This is a genomic window from Burkholderia latens (assembly GCF_902499045.1).
GTDB lineage: Bacteria > Pseudomonadota > Gammaproteobacteria > Burkholderiales > Burkholderiaceae > Burkholderia > Burkholderia latens.
On sequence record NZ_CABVPL010000003.1, the window covers coordinates 142,831 to 163,540 of the forward strand.

General features: G+C 59.5%; 14 protein-coding genes and 3 pseudogenes. 10 read left to right on the top strand and 7 right to left on the bottom strand.

From position 1 onward, the window contains the following. Positions 1-83: 83 nt before the first annotated feature. Entirely contained in the window at positions 84-503 is a 420-nt protein-coding gene (locus BSE24067_RS03275; protein WP_151062325.1) for a hypothetical protein, read from the bottom strand. A gap of 266 nt (positions 504-769) precedes the next feature. After that, positions 770-1,516: a DUF2968 domain-containing protein gene (locus tag BSE24067_RS03280; protein ID WP_151062324.1), complete on the bottom strand. Its 747-nt coding sequence runs from the start codon at positions 1,514-1,516 to the stop codon at positions 770-772. Positions 1,517-2,984: 1,468 nt separating this feature from the next. On the opposite strand from BSE24067_RS03280, the gene BSE24067_RS03285 reads away from it, so the two are divergent. The 4 genes and pseudogenes from BSE24067_RS03285 to BSE24067_RS03305 form a co-directional block, all read left to right on the top strand. Next, a complete protein-coding gene (locus BSE24067_RS03285; RefSeq protein ID WP_151062323.1) occupies positions 2,985-4,187 on the top strand; it encodes an OmpA family protein in 1,203 nt (400 codons plus the stop codon). A 1,877-nt stretch (positions 4,188-6,064) separates the two neighbouring features. Beyond that, positions 6,065-6,340, top strand: coding sequence for a hypothetical protein (locus BSE24067_RS03295; RefSeq protein ID WP_151062322.1), 276 nt, complete (start codon positions 6,065-6,067; stop codon positions 6,338-6,340). A gap of 693 nt (positions 6,341-7,033) precedes the next feature. Then, positions 7,034-7,231, top strand: a complete 198-nt coding sequence (tnpB, locus tag BSE24067_RS32900) for an IS66 family insertion sequence element accessory protein TnpB (RefSeq protein WP_420883517.1) — start codon at positions 7,034-7,036, stop codon at positions 7,229-7,231. A gap of 108 nt (positions 7,232-7,339) precedes the next feature. Further along, a pseudogene (locus BSE24067_RS03305) lies at positions 7,340-7,501 on the top strand (IS66 family transposase zinc-finger binding domain-containing protein); the annotation flags it as partial. Positions 7,502-7,631: 130 nt separating this feature from the next. On the opposite strand, the gene BSE24067_RS03310 reads toward BSE24067_RS03305, so the two are convergent. Both BSE24067_RS03310 and BSE24067_RS33060 read right to left on the bottom strand, forming a co-directional pair. Continuing rightward, positions 7,632-8,864 (bottom strand): styrene monooxygenase/indole monooxygenase family protein, encoded by a 1,233-nt coding sequence (locus BSE24067_RS03310; protein WP_151062321.1) that lies wholly within the window; start codon positions 8,862-8,864, stop codon positions 7,632-7,634. A 261-nt stretch (positions 8,865-9,125) separates the two neighbouring features. Then, positions 9,126-9,560, bottom strand: a complete 435-nt coding sequence (locus BSE24067_RS33060) for a transposase (protein WP_151062320.1) — start codon at positions 9,558-9,560, stop codon at positions 9,126-9,128. Between the two features lie 317 nt (positions 9,561-9,877). On the opposite strand from BSE24067_RS33060, the gene BSE24067_RS03320 reads away from it, so the two are divergent. From BSE24067_RS03320 to BSE24067_RS03335, 4 genes and pseudogenes are all read left to right on the top strand, one after another. Continuing rightward, on the top strand, positions 9,878-11,263 hold the full coding sequence (locus BSE24067_RS03320) for an MFS transporter (RefSeq protein WP_151062319.1): 1,386 nt from the start codon (positions 9,878-9,880) through the stop codon (positions 11,261-11,263). A gap of 32 nt (positions 11,264-11,295) precedes the next feature. Beyond that, positions 11,296-12,129, top strand: coding sequence for a shikimate dehydrogenase family protein (locus tag BSE24067_RS03325; protein WP_151062496.1), 834 nt, complete (start codon positions 11,296-11,298; stop codon positions 12,127-12,129). Between the two features lie 50 nt (positions 12,130-12,179). After that, positions 12,180-12,504: pseudogene (locus tag BSE24067_RS03330) on the top strand (MFS transporter); the annotation flags it as partial. Positions 12,505-12,593: 89 nt separating this feature from the next. After that, on the top strand, positions 12,594-12,860 hold the full coding sequence (locus tag BSE24067_RS03335) for a hypothetical protein (protein ID WP_170297382.1): 267 nt from the start codon (positions 12,594-12,596) through the stop codon (positions 12,858-12,860). 334 nt (positions 12,861-13,194) lie between these two features. On the opposite strand, the gene BSE24067_RS03340 is transcribed toward BSE24067_RS03335, so the two are convergent. Continuing rightward, positions 13,195-15,528 (bottom strand): sialidase family protein, encoded by a 2,334-nt coding sequence (locus BSE24067_RS03340; protein WP_244130454.1) that lies wholly within the window; start codon positions 15,526-15,528, stop codon positions 13,195-13,197. 61 nt (positions 15,529-15,589) lie between these two features. Continuing rightward, complete coding sequence (locus BSE24067_RS32305) at positions 15,590-15,826, bottom strand: LamG domain-containing protein (RefSeq protein WP_367647123.1); 237 nt, start codon at positions 15,824-15,826, stop codon at positions 15,590-15,592. Between the two features lie 1,415 nt (positions 15,827-17,241). On the opposite strand from BSE24067_RS32305, the pseudogene BSE24067_RS03350 reads away from it, so the two are divergent. Next, positions 17,242-17,520 (top strand): annotated as a pseudogene (locus BSE24067_RS03350) (IS3 family transposase); the annotation flags it as partial. A gap of 440 nt (positions 17,521-17,960) precedes the next feature. Here BSE24067_RS03350 and BSE24067_RS03355 read toward each other — a convergent pair. Then, the gene (locus tag BSE24067_RS03355) at positions 17,961-18,434 is read right to left on the bottom strand and encodes an outer membrane lipoprotein (RefSeq protein WP_151062318.1); all 474 of its coding nucleotides are present in this window, start codon (positions 18,432-18,434) and stop codon (positions 17,961-17,963) included. A gap of 1,389 nt (positions 18,435-19,823) precedes the next feature. Between BSE24067_RS03355 and BSE24067_RS03360 the strand changes: the two genes are divergently transcribed. After that, the gene (locus BSE24067_RS03360; RefSeq protein WP_151062317.1) at positions 19,824-20,576 is read left to right on the top strand and encodes a response regulator transcription factor; all 753 of its coding nucleotides are present in this window, start codon (positions 19,824-19,826) and stop codon (positions 20,574-20,576) included. Positions 20,577-20,710 lie beyond the last annotated feature (134 nt).

Genomic DNA, 20,710 nt, shown 5'->3' on the forward strand with positions numbered 1-20,710 from the left:
TGCTGGTTGGATGCCGCTCAACGAGTGAGGCATTAGCGCCCCGTGGGCGTCTTGGTCCTTAGAGTGCTAGCCGTGCGTAGAGCTTATTGTTCCCAGAGCCCTTCGACCCGGCTTCCCGGCAACGGTGACTGATGCGGGCTTAGCGCGAAGGTCGTGAACCTGTCGACGGCTTTGATATAGTGGTGCTTCGGCACGCTCGCGATTGCACTATCGAATTGAAGCAGGATACCGCGAATCACCGGCACGGTATCTTCGCTCACTGTACAGCCGTTCCCGTCCTCTGTGGCGCGAATGCTTTCGTCCAGCGCAGTCTCCATCGTCAAGAACATGTCGATCGCGACATCCGATGGGTTCGTTTCCAGCAAAAAATAGGTCATGTACAGAACGCGCATCAATGCGATCATTGTATCGGCGGTTCCATTTCCGGATTGAATCGTCGCGAGCGCGAGATGATTTTCCAGAGACAACCGCCGAGCGACGCCCGCCGACAACGGCAGCAGCATCTCTCGCGTTCGTGGCGTGCGCAGAGGTGTTTTTCTTCGCTTCATGTGGCTCCCATGTCCGTAGGCTTTGCGGTCAGGAACAGGGAATCTCGTGATTCCCTGTTACAGGAAACGATCTGCCGATTACTGATACTTGACACGTCGTTTTACGTTGCACACCCGGTGGCGCACATGCACGCCAGCGTACGTCGAATGGTCGTACGCTCGTGTCGAGCGCTGGTGATGCCGACGACCGTGCGAGAATCTGTTTCATCGGCCGCAGACAGTTACCCGCAGTGGTTTCCGTCGTGATTTTCCGAGTGCCTGCATTGCAACCGGTGTCCGCCTTTGTGCCTCGCGCGGTGAGCCGCATGTTCGTCGGGCACTCCTGCGTATACCTGCCGTTGCAGCGCGGCCACCTGGTTTTGGGTCTGCACGAGCTTTGTCGCTGTCGCATCGCGCTGCGCTTTCAATTCCGCGACATGGGTTCGAGCTTCCCGCTCGCGACTATCGACGATAGCGGCCTGCTCATGAGCCGTATTGAGGTCAGCTTCGAGTTGGTTTGCACGCTGTTCCATCACGGCCAGTCGCTGCTCGGTCTTCGACTTGTCGACCTCGAGCCGTGCTGAACGAACTTCTGCAGAGGAGAGCCGCTCGGTCAGCTTGGCGAACGTGCGATAAGCCGCAACCGCGCGCCCTTCGTCGCTTGTCTTGACGACGCGCCAGACGTTGCCCTGCTGAAGCAATACCGCGTAGTAGTTGCCTGCCCGAGTATCGACCACGAGCCGCGAACTGGAACTTCCATTCGACGTACTGCGCAGCGTCTCGAGCGCGTTGCCACCCAGCAGTTGTTGCACTTCTTGCGCATCGCCGATCGGTGCATCACTGGCCGGCGCAGCCGATGAAATCGCGGTGCGTTGTGCAGCGGCTTCCTGGGTGGTATCCGCTGTCTGAGCCGATACGTTCGCGAGCGGCATGAAGGACGTAGCGATAACAAGGGCGACGTACGCCCGGTAACGGTTGGTTCGATTCATACAAGTTTGATGATTATTCGAATTCAGGCGTGCGCGGGATACTCGCAGCTTCTTGACTATTGAGTTCGTGCGGCCGGTGCGTCACGGGGACGTTCCGCACGATCCTGGCTCCTGTGGGCAAGCGTCTTCGAATGCATGACTCTGCGGTCCGGCGAGCCTCTCGGGTGCGATATGTCACGTGACGCACTTCACGGCGAGCAGAGCGTAGCGCTGCAGCCGAGACAGTACTGCGCTTCGGATAAATTCATCACCAAAATCCGTCGATATGGAGATCGATTCTCGCTGGCATCGAACGATGTCGCGCCGAGCCGTGGAAAGCAAAGGGCAAACGGTTCAGCGTGTGAAGTTTAAAAGTACGCTCGATTCTTATGTATCAACAATTGTCATGATCCGGAAGCTCTCGCGGGTGGACATGGTAGCGCCGACGGTCAATATGAGCGACGTTGCGATGACTCGCGATCTGCGAACTCGATGGCGGTTTCTGTCGATTGGTATAGAGCGGTGGGCTTCAGTACTGATTCGATCGACCGATAGTGCAAAGTCATGCGCATACCGCTCGCGTGTGAGTGGCGGTGACGGCCAACTGGAGGCTCCATCCGGTCGTGCTGGTGCTCGAGATCACGCGCTGCGTGCAGTTCGCCACGACGATGGGGATGCTCGCTGAGCTCGGAGATCAGTGCCGCTTCGTCCATCCGGGTCAACCGATGGTTTGACTGGCCCTCACGCGATACGAACGCTCACCGGGGCGCCAGGCGAGTTAAAGCAGCATCACAAAGAACGGCAACAAACAGCCACGCGAGAAAGCTGCTCGTCGAAGCCGCCTGGGGCTACCGGCATCCGGCGCGCGTGAGCCCGGAGATCCAACACCATCACTAACGCATCCCGACGCCGTGGGCTGTGCCTGGGATGCGCCAGTGCGCGTGCGCCGACGCTATCGAAGATTCATTGTGCGCGGCAAGTAGAAGAACATCGTGGGGGGCGCGGTAGAAACCTTCCGTCGATTGTCTTTGCGCGCGATGGTAGAAGCACGAGTGCTATGTGAATACATCGATAGCGACGCGTTCGATAGACTTGACGATTGTTGATGGAGCGCCACGCCCGAACCGCATAGCATTCACTCAAGCACACTGTGGCCTGCCGTGGCGGTTGGCCTTAGCGATGGGGAACGCGGGTGGTCGAATGGGGGAAGTCTCTTTTCGCAGTGCAAGATGTGCTCCGCGGCCGCTTAGGGCCGTCGCGGGGGCGCGTACAGATTGCGTATATTTTTGATCGCCTCCACTTCGAAATGGTGCCGCTGGCCAAGGCAATTCAGCCACGCATCGACTTCCGATACCCCCTTCAGCCGGAGCGCCGGCAGTCTGCATCTCCTCCGTACCTCGATCTCTTTGTTTCGATGAATGGCTTCGCCGTGTGCCGCCGAATGTAGAGACGGTTCACGAAAAAATCCATCAACCCGTTAGGAGTCTATATGGAAAAAGTAAACATCATTCAATCACTGGAAGCATTGCTTGCAGAGCCTGTCGCGCTGCAGGCGCCTGCCTTTCTGAACGAAAGTCGCGCCTCGGTAATTCATGGCCTGGAGGTTGCGCTAAAGAACGTGCTGGGCGCCCTGGTTCGTCACGATAAAACGTCGGCTGGAACGGATTCGTTGTTGCGCGTTTTGCGTACTCATTACATTGAACCGGACCTGCTCACCAGAGATATGTCCGGTATGTTCACGGGCAGCGATGCGACTTACAGTCTGATCCATGCCGGAAAATCGAGCCTCGAGATGCTGTTCGGCAACAAGGTCCACGATTTCGGTGATGCGCTCGCCGGCGTGTGCGGGCTGGCGGCGAAACATGCGATGCTCCTCGTCGAGATGGTGACGCCGTTTGTATTGGCAGCGGTCAAGCAAGCCGTCACGGCAGCGGGGCCGCTGGAGGCTTCCGGCCTCCATGCCGTGCTGAAGGCACAATCGATGCATCTGGAAGGTCGTCTCTCCGAAAAACTTCTTGGCGCATTGGGGCTCGGCGCGATCGGAGCCCACGTGCGGGACGAAATCCACACGATGGAAGCTGGCGCGAAAAAGGGCGTCTTGATCGCTGAGCGCGACGCTGCCAAGCACAAGCTGAAGTGGTTGTGGCTTCTCCTGCTGTTACTCGCTTTGCTCGCGCTGCTCTTGCTCGGTTTTTGCAAAAAGTCGACGCCGGATGAGGCTCAGTCGCCGCAGGCTGCGGCGTCGACTCCGGCTGCGGCGTCGACACCGACTGCGGCGTCGACACCAAATGGGGCGACGGCGGCCGTGCAAGATGCCGCGAGCGCGGTGGCGGACGCGATTCCGAAGGGCGCGGGCATCATTGCAGCGATGATGGAAGGCAAACCGTCGCTCAAGGTGTATTTCGACTACGCCAAGGCAGACCTGTCGCCGGACTTCACGGACAAGGCCAAAGACGTGCTGGCATATATGAAGGACAATCCTTCTTCGAAAGTCAGTGTCTCCGGGTTCACGGACACGAGTGGCGATCCGAAGCTGAATGCCGAGTTGGCAAAGAAGCGAGCCGAGTCGGTTAAAGCGAGCCTTCTGGCAGCGGGCATCGATGCATCGCGCATCAGCCTCGACAAACCGGCCGAAATTGGCGGGGCAACGCCGGACGCGAAGGATCGCCGCGTCGAACTCCACGTCCAATAAGACAGTACCTGATGCGCCGCGCGGAGGGTTTCATCGCGCGGCGCGCTCAAGTTCGAACTTTACTTCGCGAATTCCTTCAACTTGGATTCTGCTGCCGTGTGTTGAACCGGAAGCGGGTCAATCCTCATCCGTAAGGGCGCCGACTCAAACCCGTGTACATCTGGCGCTCACACCAGACCGCCCGAAACGGGCAAACCATGATCGGCGCTATTGCACATCAAAGAATCCGTGGCAGCGACCGCAGTGACGCCGTAACACGCGAACAGCACGAAGTACTCGATTCCCGATCGACCGACGGTTGCGGGAATTGCGCAGTAGTCCTCGCTGGATCGGTATTGGTGCCCGGACCCGTCCAGCTCGACTTTCTCGTCGCGGCACTTGGGACGGCAACGACCACCTGTCGACCCAGGACGCAGCACCCCTCTGCGAGTGTTGCAGGCGATCGCCCGTGCGGCGAAGCGAAACGGGTATCCGCGGCAGCGCACGATACGCTGTTCGCCGGCGCCGCTGCCCGGACAAGACGATTTTTCACCGAAGCGCCGCACATACGACGACCGAGACCGCTTTGAATCGATCCGAGGCCGAAGTCGTAGCTACGCGCGGACAAGCAGCCTGACAATTCTTGATTTGCACACTTGATCACACGCCAAAATAATGAGGTTGCAAAGTTCCGGTCCTCAGGGTGGTGGCAGTGCTTTCGAGCCTCTGTTTTGGGGGCGGTAGATCCGGACGGGTTGCCGGTTTTGCGCCACATCGCAGTATTCGTGTTGCAGCATCCACTGCGTAGGCGATATTTCGTAAAAATGAACGGAAGTGCAATGAATAGAAGAATCACCGTGGCCGGCTACTGCGTCGCTCTCGCCTGTGCCGTATTCGGAACACCCGTGCAATCGGCCCAACCCATACAAGTGCTAACGGTGGACCAACTGAATCAACTGGATAAGGATTCTGCGTCATCCGTCCCCCAAGGCACCGTCAAGCATCGTCAACGTGCGCACCGTAACGTATCCGAGGATGCGTCAAAATATGCAGTGCGCCCCGCAGGCTCTCACAAAGTCGAATCTGGAGACCCTATCGCGGCATTTGCTGGTGATGTATCGGGACATGGGCGCAGCTCCTATGGTCGTCGCGGGAAAGCGGACGCCGTGTCATCCGGTGTGACGGCTGGATATTACCGTGTCAATTTTGGAGACACGGTCGTGCATATCGCGACGGCGTTTGGCCAACAACCGAAAGACCTGATGAGCTGGAACAGTCTATCTTCGAACTCGGTGATACAGCCTGGCCAGGTACTCAGGGTCGGGCCGCTTGATGAAGGCCGCGCTCGTGGACCGGTCCGCTGAACGAAGCTGCTAGAAGACGATGGGATTGTCCGAAATTCCCTGGCATGTGGTCGCTATCGCCGCATTTGGAGGCTGCACATTTGGCTGGATGTGGGATGAAGGCCGTGCAGCAATGGCTGGCTGCGCGTTGGCCGGCGCCGTGATAGGTGGGCTTGTCTTGATGTGGAACTACTATGCCGACCGGCGAACCGCTTCGGCCGCCGGACTGCGATCATCCGACGCGACCAGGAGCAGCGAACGAGCACCGGAATGATCGAAGGACTTGCACCTCGGGAATCCGGGGGGTGTGTCAAACGGTGCCATGTTCCGGTTCGATGCTGGCTGTCGCTGATCATCTAGCGCTTCCTGCTGTCCGCGAGATGAACTCGTGCATGTTCCTGATGAGGTTGCGACGGCGGCTCACGTTGGCGGCTCGCCCGAGGCTGTCGGTTGAACGGTCTGCGCCATTAGCCACTCAGCGAAACTTGGTTTTCTCTGTTCCCGGCGCGCAACATCAATTTGCCAAACAGTGAGGCAAGGTAATAAGCAGCGCTGGTGCCGCTCGGCGACGCGTGTGTCGACGCGATCCTCCAGCACTGGCGAGATCGCGAGCAGGATCTCTATGCGGCGGCCGCGCACCTGCCGCTTGGCTTGCCGCAGGTCGCGCCGCCGGTGATCCCGCCGACGTCGCGCGCCCGTGAGAAATTCGACGAATCCGCTGGCATGGCGAACCGACGGCCGTACCGGCGATGGCGGGCTACTCTATACGTGGTGCGCGTGGACTCACGCAGCGAGCGATTGCGCATTTGCTCCAGACGACGCAGGATCTGACTAACGTCGAGCGACGAAAGCCGGCCAGCACGTTTCCCCACGCGTTTCGGCACACGGTCGGCACGCAGATGCTGGCCTGCGGCGTCGCGCTCGAGGTGGTGCGGCGGCCAATCAGCCGTACGTCGCTCGGCACGGCGGCGATCTACGTGTCGCCGGAGGAAGCGTGGATGCGCCGAGAGGCGGCGAAATATGACGTGCGGTTTGCCTGCCGCACCTGTGTGATGCGTATTGGCCTGCTACTCGGCAGACGGTGTGTCCGAACGCGATCCGCAGATTGCGGGCGATGCATGCGGGTAGAGCATTGCCGAACCCGTCAGGGCGGAGTCAAACCCCCGGGCAGTAACCCGGTATTTTCCTCATTCAGCAGAATCGCAGTGGCGGAGTGGCTTACAGGAAGCGCAACGTGTCACGTGGGTAGCAGAGGCCGCTTTGCTGCCTGTTGATGTGATCGATCTGCCTGCGAAAGACGTCAGCAACGACGCTGTGCCGCAAAGCCCGGATGTGTCGCCGAGGCCGACGATGCCGTTGAGCTGTGAGATCGAGATTGAGACCGCCAAACGGAGTGTCCGCATCTGCGGCGTGTCGCAGGAGTTCGCCAATCGGTTGCTGCGAGACTGCCGGACATGATCCCTCCCAACACGCGAATTTGGATTGCGGCGGGCGCCACGCACATGCGTTCCGGCTTCAACTCGTTTGCCGCGAAAGTACAGACAGTCCTGGAAAGATTGGTTCTCTGGACACGTGTTCGGGTTCCGCGGCAAGCGCTATGACTTGCTGAAGTGCTTGTGGTGGTGCGACGGCTGTCTCTGCCTGCTCTCCAAGCGTTTTGAGAAAGGGCGTTTCGCGTGGCCGCGCTCTGATGCCGGCGTGGTCGCGCGGACCACCACCTAACTGTCGCTCCTGCTCCGAAGTTTCGATCGGCGGTAGCCGGTCGAAGCCGCGCGCCACGCAGTGCCTTGTAAGCCATTGTTAGCCGATGCCGCCATGACGACGGGCAGTCGTAAACTGCCCAACGACATCGCTAGGCAACTCGAATACCTGCGGGCGCACTTCCGCGTGACCCGTCACCGTCGCCCGAAGCTGGCCTGCACGTGCTGCGATCGCATCGTGCAAGCGCCGGCACCGAGTCGTCCGATCGATCGTGGCATCCCGCGTCCGGCGCACTGTTTTCGGTACCTTGAACATGCCTGATTCCCTTCCTTTCCGGCGAGTTTATACACGACCTCATGGAAGGCGAATTTCAGGGGAAGCTCGGTTCAGGGCAGACTACCGACAGTTGGTCATGCAAAGGTCAATGCATCTGATGGCTTGCGATGAAACGCTCGCATGCCTTCGGATCCGACCACCACGGAAATACGCTAGGTGGATGATTGAAACCATTGACAATTGCACTTGCAATTGCCGGACAGTGAGCTGCGGATTGCAGAAGATTGAGGATTTCTTGGGATGGCGGCAGCAGCAGCGAATTCGTCCACCGCACTGTCCATTGAGCATAGTCCCAGAATTTCTCAAACGTCGCGTTCATCCATTCGAGGCTATAAGGCAGTTCACCGCGAGCGACGATCTCGTCGAGATAAACCTTGGACGCCTTTGTTGCGTTGTTTGCACCCTGTCCTGTGAGGGGATCATTGATGACCACCGCGTCGCCCAGCCCGAACACCAGGCGGCCGGATGGCAGATTGATGACAGGACGACGTACGGTTGGAGCGAACCTGCCGGCCAGGACACCCTTGCTGTCGGTTAACTCGACATTTTCGATGTGTGCCGCTTCTAACGGTGCGTATGTTTTCACCAAATGCTTGCTCGCCGCCAGATGTTCTTCGGGCGTTCGAACGTTCTCCCACGGATCAAGTGGACCGTTGGGGATACACTCGAAGGCCATGATGTGGCAAGCACCACTGAGCGTAAGGGCCGGAAATAAGAAATATTCCCCAATACCTGGTATGAGGGCGACGTTCATGCTCGAATAACCCGGAAACGGTTTCACACCGTGGACGTAGGTTATGGCCAAGGAGCGCTGCGGTCGGTCAAATACAGACCGCGATGCGTCGCGTTCGAACAGCTTAACCACCTCGTCCTTGCCAGCAGCCAAGATAGTCAGGTCATGAGTACTTGCAAGCGCTTCGAGTTCGGCGACACCCACTTTTTTGAAGAGTAAGTGCGCGCCGCGGGACTCAATATCCCTCAGCCAAGAAGACATTTTGATCCGTTGATCGACCGCTTGGGCGGGACTGTCCAGGCAAGCCTGCCATCTGAAAATATCGGCGCCGTTGTCCTGAGGATGCTGCATCGCGATTTCGACGCCCTCTACGGGTGGGCAGTCGCCGTCCCACTGATTCAGACCCAGACCACGCTCGATCTCGCGAGCCGGGGCAAACATGCACTGACTGGACATGACACGACCGGTGCGGATTTCATCCGGCGTACGGTCGCATACTACTGTGACGCTGTAGCCCCGGTCCAACAAACCAAAAGCCAGTGACAGCCCCGCTTGTCCCGCACCTACAATGGCAATTTTTCGCATATGAGATCACCTTTTCGAGTTTACGGTTAGGCTGCGTAACGGCTTCAATCCGCGGTCCATTACTTTCGCCAAGACGCAATTCGCCGACGCAGTGATACATCACGATACGACTGTCTTTTCCACATCTTCGTCAATTCAAGCACCGACACTCGAACGCCGCATTGCGTGGCCACTCTACGAAATCGCCGGAATACCGAAAAATACTTCCGGCTTTGCGCGGGAGATCTGTTGACGTGTATCGAACGTGGGGCAAGAGGAAGGTTATAGACGGTTAAGCGATGACACAATCAAACAATTGTCACAACTACGCTCGGGAGTTTCGGATAAAAATCCATCCAAAAATATCCAGTAATGGCAGCATACTTCCGTGCGAAAGCAGGAATGCATGCGAATCGCTGGGAAGGAACTGGAGTTTCTCCTGTAACTCAGGGTGGTACTTGACATCGGCGCCAACGGTGCAATCTCGGTAGTCGGCACGTCGGCCTTCACGGGAACTAAGCCCACTGGATCGTATTCGCCGGCTCGAAACGAACCGCGCCATTTGAATACCAGATTGGCGTTCAGCCCGTGCGCCATTGCCGAACGCGCGACCGACACACCGGGTTCGCACGCAAGCCTGGCCATTTCGCGCCGGAATTCCAGCGGGTGATTCGGGACGCCTTTGCGGCCGATCCTCTTTGGTGCTTCTGTTGTCAAAGTAGCCCCCGTTACTCGAAGCGGTGGGGACTACTCTGGCAATTTCTGATCGGCCCGTCGAGACGGTGCTGGCGACTCGCTTGAAGTGTCCAACGTCCGACGTCCAACGCCAAACCGACCAACACCACCAACCGAAACGACCACCATCGCCGCCTCGGACAAACCCTCGCAACGTTCGATCATCGAACGCAAGAGAGCGATGATCGACCGCCGATCTTGGACTTTCCCTTGTCACCTCCGATCCTGCACCGCTACGCTTCAAACAAGTAGGACGACGAACGCTAGTCGTCTTTCTGTTCAGACAAACGGAGACAACCATGACCGCCACCGCGGCTCACGAACCACATGGCAAACACCAGTCGAAGAAGGCCGCAGCGAGCGGCTGGATCGGTTCGGCGCTCGAGTACTACGACTTCTTCATCTACGCGACGGCAGCCGCGCTGATCTTTCCGCAGATCTTCTTCCCGAAGGGGAACCCGACCACCGCCATCGTCGCGTCGCTCGCCACCTATGGCGTAGGCTACGTCGCCCGCCCGATCGGCGCATTTGTGCTCGGCCACCTCGGCGACACTCACGGCCGCAAGACTGTGCTGCTCTGGTGCATGTTCCTGATGGGTCTGTCGACGATCGGGGTTGGCCTATTGCCCACCTACGGCCAGGTCGGCCTGGTTGCTCCGGTCCTGCTGGTGGTCCTGCGCTTGATCCAGGGCTTCGCGGTGGCCGGCGAAATCTCCGGCGCCAGCTCGATGATTCTCGAACACGCGCCTTTCGGCCGACGCGGCTTCTATTCCAGCTTTACGCTGCAAGGAGTGCAAGCGGGGCAGGTGCTGGCGGCAGCCGTGTTCCTGCCGCTCGCTCACTACATGCCGTCCGACCAGTTCAACAGTTGGGGCTGGCGCATCCCGTTCCTGATGAGCTTCATCGTCATCATCGCGGGCTGGATCATCCGCCGCAAAGTGAGCGAGACGCCGGCGTTCACTGAAGGCGCGGGGCGCCAGACAAGCGCTCGCTCGCCCGTCGTCGACGCGTTCACGTACAGCTGGCCGAACATGCTGCGCGTGGTTTGCATGGCGCTGATGAACGTGATCCCGGTGGTCGCCACGATCTTCGGTGCGGCCTACGCGGTACAGCCGGCCTACGGCATCGGTTTCGCGAAGGACGTCTATCTGTGGATTCCGGTAGTGGGCAACATCGTTGCGGTGGTCGTGATCCCGTACGTTGGCAACCTGTCCGACAAAATCGGCCGCAAGCCGCCGATCGTCGTCGGCGCACTGCTGTCGGGTCTGCTTGCGTTCGTATACCTTTACGCGATCAGCATCAGGAGCGTGCCGCTGGCGTTCGCGATGTCGTTGCTGATGTGGGGCGTGCTCTATCAGGGCTACAACGCCGTGTTCCCGAGCTTCTACCCGGAACTGTTCCCGACCCGCACACGCGTTTCCGCGATGGCGATTGCACAGAACGTCGGCACGGCCATCACCGCGATGCTGCCGGCGATCTTCACGGCCGTGGCGCCCCCCGGTGCCGCCAACATCTGGCTGACCGTCGGCGCGATCGCGTTCGGCGTCACCGTGATCGCCGCGCTCGCCGCGCTCAGCGCCCGTGAGACCTATCGCATCCACATGAACGACCTGGGCCAACGCGACGCGCAACCGGTGGACAAGAGCGAGTACGATCGCTTGCGCGAGCAGGCCCTGGTCGCTTGAACACAACTGTCGCTTCAGAGAACACCACGACCATGATTTCCGGAAAGACCACCCTGATCGCGCATATCGGCTACCCGACCGAGAGCTTCAAGTCGCCGATGATCTACAACCCGTGGTTCGAGCAGAAGGGCATCGATGCGGTCGTGGTGCCGATGGGCGTCAAGGCCGAGGACTATGCGCAGAGCTTCGAGTCGATCTTCCGTTTCACGAACCTGCGTGGCGGGCTGATCACGATGCCGCACAAGGTGACGACGGTCGGGCTGGTCGATGAAGTCACGCCTGCCGTGCGCATCGCCGGAGCCTGCAACGCGGTGCTCAAGCGACCGGATGGCACGCTGCTGGGCGACCAGTTCGACGGCGCCGGTTTCGTGCGCGGCGTGCTGCGCAAGGGACGGCGGCTCGAAGGCGCGCGTGTTCTGCTCTCGGGAGCGGGCGGCGTAGGTTCGGCGATAGCCGCTTCGTTTGCGGCAGCCGGCGTGGCCGAACTGGCGTTGTACGACACGCGGTCCGCCTCGGCTGACGAGTTGGCCCGGCGGCTGCGTGAGAATTATCCGCAAGTGAAAGTAGGCACCGGCTCGAACGATCCGGACGGCTTCGAAGTCGTGGTCAACGCAACGCCGATGGGGATGAAGGAGGATGACCCGCTGCCGTTCGACGTGGCGCGCCTGTCGCCCGACTGCTTCGTCGGCGAAGTGGTGATGAAGTCGGAGTACACGCCGTTCCTGCGCGCCGCCCTCGACAAGGGCTGCGAAGTTCAGGTCGGCACGGACATGCTGTTCGAGATGATTCCCGCTTACCTGGAGTTCTTCGGTTTCGGCACGGCCACCGCCGACGAACTGCGGCGCGCCGCAACCATCGCGTACTGAGGCTGACGATAGATTGGCATCGTCAAAGATTTGCTCCGCAGTAGGCCTGAATGATCCGCGGCCGTTCCCTGAACTTTGCAGTGCTGCTGCCTTTCCTGCTGGCTGCACAGCAGGTCGCGACCGACCGTTACCTCCCGGCGCTGCCGGCGATCGCCGCCGTGCTCGGGTCGGCCAGCGCAAGCCTGACGATGTTCGCCCTCGCGTTCGGCAATCGGGCAGTTGCCGATGGGAAGCCCGGCCGATCGCTACGGCCGCCGTCCGATGTTGCGGGTCGGACTGGCGGACTACGCCGGTGCCGCGCTGGCCGGAGCGTTCGCGGAAAGCGGGTGGATGCTGGCGGTCACGCGCGCGTTCCAGGGGCTGGCCGTGGTCGCGAGCTCACGGGGTTGGGCGCGACAGTGCTGGTCGAGCCGTACGTATGTCGCCCTCGATCGTCGCGGCTTCCGCATCTGGTTTTTCAACCTATGGCCATTGTTCTCGCAACGTGCGGCGGCCATTCAGCGTTTTATCCCACACGCCTGCCGGATCTGTTGAGCGTACAGGATGAAGAGGCCACTCGCAGCAATCACGCTAATGCCGAACAAAGCGAGCAACTTGGGATTCTCATCGAACACCAGCTGTCCCAGCAGCACGGCCCAGATCAGATGCGTTTAGGTGAAGGGTGCGGCTGCAACGGGGCTCATCTGTTCGAACACCCAGATCAAGAGAAGATCGCCCATGCGAGTGGTTAGGCCCAGTTCCAGCATGGGCAGCACATCTGACGCTACGGGGGCGGGAAGCCGTATTGACCACCGATCGTCACGTTTGTTGAGCCGCCGATTTCCACGGGAAACGGCACAGAGGTAGTTTGAACGCGTGGCCGCGGTGTAGTGATTGGCGCCCTTGCAAATGGGAGGCGACCATATAAGAAATGTCCGCTTTCGGGCCACGTAAGCTGCCGACAGTCGGAGGCTGCGATGACTGCAACGGTGATCGCAAGCGTCCGAGCAGAGCCGTAGCGTCAACTTCATCCACGCTCTCCGTCCGGTTGCGAACCGCAACCGGACGGAGAGCGGTCGATCCACCTCAGTTGCTGAAGATCAGACCGCGAGCGGCGCCATTCACGTAAATGCGGCCATACGTGTTCCAGTCGCCCACCATCACGGCGTTGCCGCCGAACTGGTGCGCATCGTCGTTGAAGCGCGACCACGTTGCGCCGCCATCGTTGGAGCGGAAGATGCCCCACTGGCCGTTGATCGTGCCTTCCACGTAGACCGCGGCCGAGTAAGGCGAGCCGGTTTGCGCCTTGCCCAGCGTAATATTCGTCGCGCCCAGCGTGCCGTTGGCGGTTGCAAATGCGGTGAGCTTGGTCCAGGTCGCGCCCGAGTCCAGCGAATGGTACACGGCATTGCCGTCGGCCACCCAGATGTCGCCCTCGGCGCTCGGGTTAACCGCCATCGACGTATCGCCCCAAGCGTTCCAGGCCATGTTCGCGTTCACCGAACCCTGGCTCAGCGTGAACGTGTGGCCGGCGTCGGCCGAGACGTAGACCTTGCCAGGCTGCCAGCTCCAGTTTGCGCCGCCTGAATCGAAGGCATAGACCTTGTTCGGGTTCTTGCGGTCCACGGCCAGGCGATAAGCGCGGAAGAAGCCATTCCAGGTGGCGGTAAACGCCGGCAGGTTGGTTTGCGTCCAGCTCGCGCCATTGTTCGTGGTGTACGACGGCACCGAGTCTTGCGGCGCCCAGACCAGGCTGTTGCGGGACGTGACTGCCACGCTTTGCACCTGGCTTGAACTGGTCGAGCCGCCGGTAGGCATCGACGGGAACTGCGACCAGCTATTGCCGGAGTCGCCCGACCAGAAGCCCTTGACGGCGGAACCGTTGGCATTGTCGACGCCGGTGACGGCGATGTAGGACGGATCGGCCCACGCCATGTCGGCCGCATTGCCGCTGCTCCATCCGGGCATCGGCGCCCGCGTCGGCCGCGTCGCGAGGTCCGTGATCACCCACGCGCCGATGTCGCCCGCGGCGTTAATCAGCTTGTACTGCGCGCCGGCCGGAGGCGCGACGGCGAACAGCGTGGCGGTCTCTTCCAGGTTGTTGACCTTGGGGCTCCAGCTCGGCGTGGTCGAGGAGGCGTTCGTGGTTTCGCAGATGCCGCCGCCGTGGACATGCATGATGTGGTCACGGTTGGCCGGGTCGATCGTGACGCTCTCGATCCAGCCGCGGCAGGTGTCGGACGTATGCGGCATGTTGGCCTCGACTTCGCGCCAGGTGGTGCCGCCGTCATCGGACATCTGAATTTGCTTGCTGGTGTCGCTCCAGCCTGTCATGCCAACCGCAATGCGGGCGCTCGAGCCGGCACCGTAGACGGAGAGGCCGGCCATCCCCATGCTGGTGGAGCTCAAGAGTTGGGTCCAGGTGCTGTTGTTGCTGGCGCCGAACTTGTAGAGATAACCCGGGCCGCTGCCGCCCTGAACCTGAGGCGCCGTCGCGCGGAACGTCATGTAGAAGGTGCCGTCAGACGTCTTCGCGACGTGCGGGATGTCGTAATTGCTCACGTTGGACGGGACCGCGATCGGCGCCCACGTGGCGCCGCCGTTGGTGGACCGGTACAGCGTCGACGTCAAGCCTGCCGCCTGGGCATAGTCGGAGGCGACGGTGGCCCAGATGATCCACGTCGGCTGCCCGGTTCCCTTGAATGGGGTATCGAAGATGATTTGTTCGACACCGATCGGGGTTCCCCCACCGGTTATCGTGGTGCTCGAGAAGCCCGTGACCTGGCTCCACGTGTGGCCCGAGTCTGTGCTCTTCCAGATACCGGCCTTGCGCGAGCCGAACATCAGCGTCGACGGATTCTGTGGGTCGACCGCCAGGCGCTCGCCGTAGCCCCGGGCGTTATCGTTGCCACCCACCGCGAACGGCAGGTCGTAGTGCGTCCAGGTGTTGCCGCGGTCGCTGGAAATGTAAATGCGGCCGTGGGCATCCTGACCCACGGTATCGCCGGTCATCATGTAGACCAGCTGGTCGTTGTTCGGGTCGAGGGCGAGGCTCTCCACGCCGTGGTACCGGCCTTCGCCGGCGCCGAAGCCCAGGCCATCGGTGATGGGCGTCCACGTCGAGTTGGTCGCGTTCCACCGGTAGGCTCCGCCGACGTCGGTGCGTGCGTACAGCAAGCTCGCGTTGCTCGGGTGGTAGATCAAGCCGGTGACATAGCCGCCGCCGCCCCACTTGACGCTGGTCCAACTGCCCGCCGGCAGATTGCTGCCGCTGCCATTTCCGCCGACCTGGCCACGATTGGTGGCTACAGCGGCGCTCACATTGGTCACGCTTGTCGTGCTGTCGGATCCGTCGCCACATCCGCATAGCGTACACGCCATCGCCGCAGCAGCAATCCATCGTTGAGAAAACACGGTCATCTGAGCAATCCTTAAAGAAGGGAAGGGGTCCATCACGGGGCCCGCCATCGGTCCTGCGTAATCAATTCGCCATGAGCGACGCAGTCTGCGCAGCGCTGAGCGCGCCGCGATAGATGCAGAAATCGTCGATCAGGCCGTGGAACGTTGCGTCGTTGTACTGCGATTTTCCCAGCCAGTTCTGCGTGGTACGGCCAAGGCGGAACGGCGCCTGGAACATCGCCGTGTTGGTACTGACGGGCGTGCCGTCCACGTACATCGTGCCAGTCGAACCCGATAGCAGGACGGCCAGATGCCCCATCGCTTGCTCGGCTGCTCGGTGGGCGCGTTGATGATCTGTTCCGTATGGCCGTCACCGGGGCCGTTGGCCGTCATGGCGAAGCGCATGCCGGCCCAGCCGTTGCGCAACCGTCCGGGAGGCGTGAACATCATGTAGCGGTGGAAGCCCGTGCCGAAGTCGAACAGGCGTGCCCATGTTTGCGAGCCGCTCCAGAACACCCAGCTGGCGATGGTGAAGGCCGACACATCGGCCAGCAGATCGTCGGGCAAGGCCGCATACGCGCCCGAGCCGTTGAGCAAGACCGCGTTGCCGCTGCCTTCATCGAAGGTGAGCTGCGCAAGCAGCTGCTGCGCACTGGCCACTCTCACTTCGTTGGAGTGCGCCGATTCATCCGCAATCGTTTGCGCTGTCACGACATAAAAATACGTGTCGGCACCGGCTGGCATGTCGGTATAGGTCCGCAGATCGGTGATACCGCTTCGGATGGTGCTGTACGGTCCGTTGGCAATGGCGGGACAGGCGTCTCGAATGGGCATCTTTGCTTTGTTTTACGATAGAGGCAGTGTTCGACAAACTGTATCCGCAGATCCAATGTAGTGCTGTCAATAAAAGTCAACATCGCATTCGTGGTCCGAAACGTTAATTTTTGACGATCGTGACAATGAGATCGAATGACGCTTGTTGGCCGGATGCGGCCCGACACGCTAGCTTGCAGCCGACCCTGAACGGCCGTTGGCAGTTTGGGAAAACGGACGCCAACGCGGTTGTTTTGGCAGTTTGTTCGACATTAGATCAATGAGAAGTTAGACCGCATCCGGCATTTCGTGAGGTAACGGTGGTCGAACGGGCGGAAGGTCCTGTCTGCGAGAAGCGCCAAATATCCGGTGGTTCGCTCGCCGCACCGAGAGGCCCAAATCGCCATTGGGCCGGCTAAGTACTTCGTCCGCGCTATGATGGCCGTGCCGGTCGTCCTCCCAAAGCGGGCGGCACAGATTTCGTAGCCGCCGTGCTCGCTGAGCCTCTTGAATTCGCAGCAAGGGCATGGAGAGGAAGGTCGCAGATGGGAGCCGTGTGGTTTAACTGAAATGAGAGCGACAGCTTCGCGGACACCAGACGGAAGACTGCTTCTGGCCGCGCAAGCGGTCGGTCGCAGCCGAGCCACCGCCGCCCATAAAGTCGCCCCGGCTCCTGTCGCTTTCGATCTGAGCGATCTGAACAGCGCTGGACGTTGCGACCGGGCGAATCGCATACTGAGAACCGTATATCAATTGTGGCCCGGCCCGGCCCGGCCGGGCCAACTGAAAGTGCATGAGGCGAATTGACGACTTCAATCAGTGCACAGATGAAGTGACGACACTATTTCAGCGACATGTCGATAAAGTCGTAACTCTGACGTCAACGCCGTGCGGGACCGACATCGCGAATTGACATCTTTGCTTTGCTCTACGGGTATCGCGCCGCGTGTCAACAGCCGTGGCGACAGCAACGACAACGCGCTTGCTGCAACGATCAACGATTTGTACAAGACGGAACTGATTCATCGGCGCGCTCCGTGCAAGACGCGGGAATCTGTCGAACTGGCAACGCCGGGATGGGGGGCCGTACATTCACCATCGGCTGATGGAAGCCGCTCGGCTAGATCCAATCCGCCGAAGCTGCGGCAAACTACTACCGGTAGCAGCAGAAATGCTCCTGAGGTGCCTGCCTTAACTTAAACCAACCGGCCTCCACGATCATCGGTGCGGTTCACCGATCTGGCGGGATAGTGAGCCCGCTAATACACGGGGTGCCTCTTGATTTTGCATGGCAACTGATAGCAGTGCCGGCTACTGGAAAACACGACATTCGGCTTTGCTTTTCCTCACGCTGAGAATTGCGGTCTAGTCGACAGTGCGGGCAGTCGACGGCAAACCTTCGAGGCGTCGCGGGATCCGTCGACGCGATCACACCCTGCCTCAAAGGTGCCGCGCTCATGGCATCGTTCGAGCCTCACCTGATCCGGCCATGGCCGATCACGGCGGCACGCTCGATGTGGGCTGCCTGACAACTGAGCGCTCGCTCCAACATCGAGCTACTGCGTTGTTGATCAAAATTAATATTCCTGACCGACACGCTTTACGCTGCATGCTATGGATGACGGTTCTTACGCTGATGGTCAGTGCGTAACCCGCGTCACGCCACCGCTCGACAGAATGCGAATACGGTCTCCCGCGCGAAACACTTCGCCCGTTGCGGCCTGCGTGATCGCCCGCAATTCGCCATTGTCCAGACGCACGGTAATCTCGACGCCGCTTGCCGAGCTCATACCCTGGCCGGCGGCATTGCCTGCGACTGCACCGAGGAGGCCTCCGGCAATCGCGGTGAGAACCGACCCTCTACCGCCGCCAATCGCGCTGCCGGCCACCGCGCCAAGTGCGCCGCCACCGAGGGTGCCGAGTTCGCTACCGCCACTGTCTCCCGCAATCCGGACCGCCCGCACGCTTTCTACGACGCCCATTCGCACTGTCTGTTCACGTTGTGCTTGATCGACGCCGTAGACGTCGGCTGAGCCGAGAGGTGTGAAACAACCAGCCAGCGATGCCGTCGCTGCGAGCGCGACCAAAATCGTAGCAGTCTTGAATATGGTCATAGAGATTCTCCTGTCAATTGGATTACGGGTCGGGCGATCCTGGTGCCAGTGCGTCGGCCGCCCTGACTTCAGAGCGCTCAAAAGAACGCCAGCTATCGCGACGGGTTTTTCAGATTGGGGGATTACGACGATGCCATCTGTCGACGAATCGGGCTGTTCGCGTCATATGCCGACAGTAGACCAGGTGACCGCGCCGGCCGGTCAGGCCATCAGAAGCGGCTTTATGGTGATTGCCATCCCGTTGGATGGGGCATCGTCCGTCCCGTTGCCCTTAATGCGGCAACTGAACCACTCCATAACGCTGCAGCCCAGTATCTGGTGTACCGAGAAGACTCCCAGGTGGTCCTCAGGATCATCAAGCATTGTCAAATCAAGCGAGCGATGTCGCGGCGCTCAGCGACAACATGTCACGAACAGATGCGTGAGAGCAGACTCGGCCCGCATTTATCTCCATCAAGACACTTTGCAATATAAAAAGTGCGATTCATGTCGCGCTAGCGATGCCACTGCGAAGGGGACTGCACTGCTGTTGAAGTAGTCCGTCAGCGACGGCTATCGTTTCGGGTGCGACGGCTTGTCCTCGCTGACGCGGAGTAACGCCGTGCTGAAAAGGGCGGAGCAAATAAATCTGCTTTTCAATTTTAAATCAAGGCTGGAAGTTTCAGTATCAACAATTGTCATGACCGGGTTTGCTTCGCGACGAGGTCGGCTCGTAATAGTGTCGTTCAGCTTCAGATGCATTGAGGTAGTGGGCCGAGGTTCGAAAGCCTGGTCGGCTTGAGCTCATGTCTCTTTAACCTCGAGCGGATACGCCGCCCACCCTGGCTTGGCTTACCGCTCGGTGGCGCTCGTGTCCTTCGATCCGTTGATGCTGCGGGAGTGAAGCATGACGTTGAGACGATCGCGCTCGATCAAGTGGGCCGTGCCGCGCTTCCCGATGATCAAGAGCCGACTGCCTCCGGAAGCGAATGTCTTTATGAAAATTTGACGTGACCGCGCGCCTTCTATCGAAAAAATTGTTCCGGTTGGCTTCGCACATTTCCGTATGGCGTAGGACTTTGCTTAAAATTCTTCGCGAGAATGTAAGGTAATTCCTAACGATCCCGATTCTCTTGTAGGGGATGTCAAATTTATTGAAAATGTCCTCGGTCATCTTGACTGATCTGTGCAAGGATCTGTTAAATTAAGTAAAAAACGTAGCGATTCACCAGTGTCGAGGCACTGGGCGGGCGGGACTCCACGGGGCTGTAATTTTTACTGGAATTTCTTGTTGTGGAGTGTGCGGGAATTTATATTTTATATATAAGTTATTAAAAGGAAGCGATGAGGGCTGCGTATTGATGGGGTTGTATTTTGAAATTATATAACGCTTTGAATGTGAGGCGACTCATGAATATCCTGCTCATCGAAAATGACGTGCCGCATGCCAAGTTGATGCAGCAATTCATGGCCAGCGAGGAGTTGACCATTTTGCATGCGACTTCGGCTGAAGGTGGAGTCGAGATCGCCAAGCGTCACCCGGTCGACCTGCTGGTGCTGGAATGGCAACCCTATGCCGCCGCAGGGCTCCAACTGATTGAAACTATCCGTTCTTATAGTGGTAAAAGAGTGCCGGTCATCTGTCTTTCCAATCAAGTCGCCGAGATGGAAATCGTGGGTCAACCAAGTGGCGTCATCGACGACTACATCTTGAGACCATTCAGTGGTTTAGAATTGGCAGCCAGAATCGACGCATGGCTGCAGCCCGGACGGCGCACTGATGCGGCGGCAAGAGATATGACAATTGGAGATTTTATTTTAAAGCCCTCGGAGAGGCGTGTAATGCTGCACGGAGGTGCGATCCATTTGATGCCTAAGGAGTATGAGCTCATGGCATTCTTCTTTCGAAACGTGGGCAAGATAGTTTCACGTCAGATATTATCCATGGCAGTGTGGGGAAGAACCCAAAATGCCGACTCCAGGACGTTGGATACGCATATATATCGATTGCGCAAGAAGCACGGCATGATCCCCGAAAACGGCGTTCGCCTGGAGTCCGTATACACGAGAGGGTATCGACTTGAAGCGGTCGGTGCATACGGCGATCTAGGCGTTCACGTTGTTCCGGAGAAGATTCATTCTGGTGGAGTCGCGATGATCTAGCGATTCTCGATTTCGTTCATTTCGAGATTGACGATTTGAAGTGCTGGCGATCGAGATCGAGCGCCATCGTCGAGAACGTCCAGCACCCTCCGAAGTGCGACCATGTTCGCCAGCGCCGCTACGAGCGGCGTGCC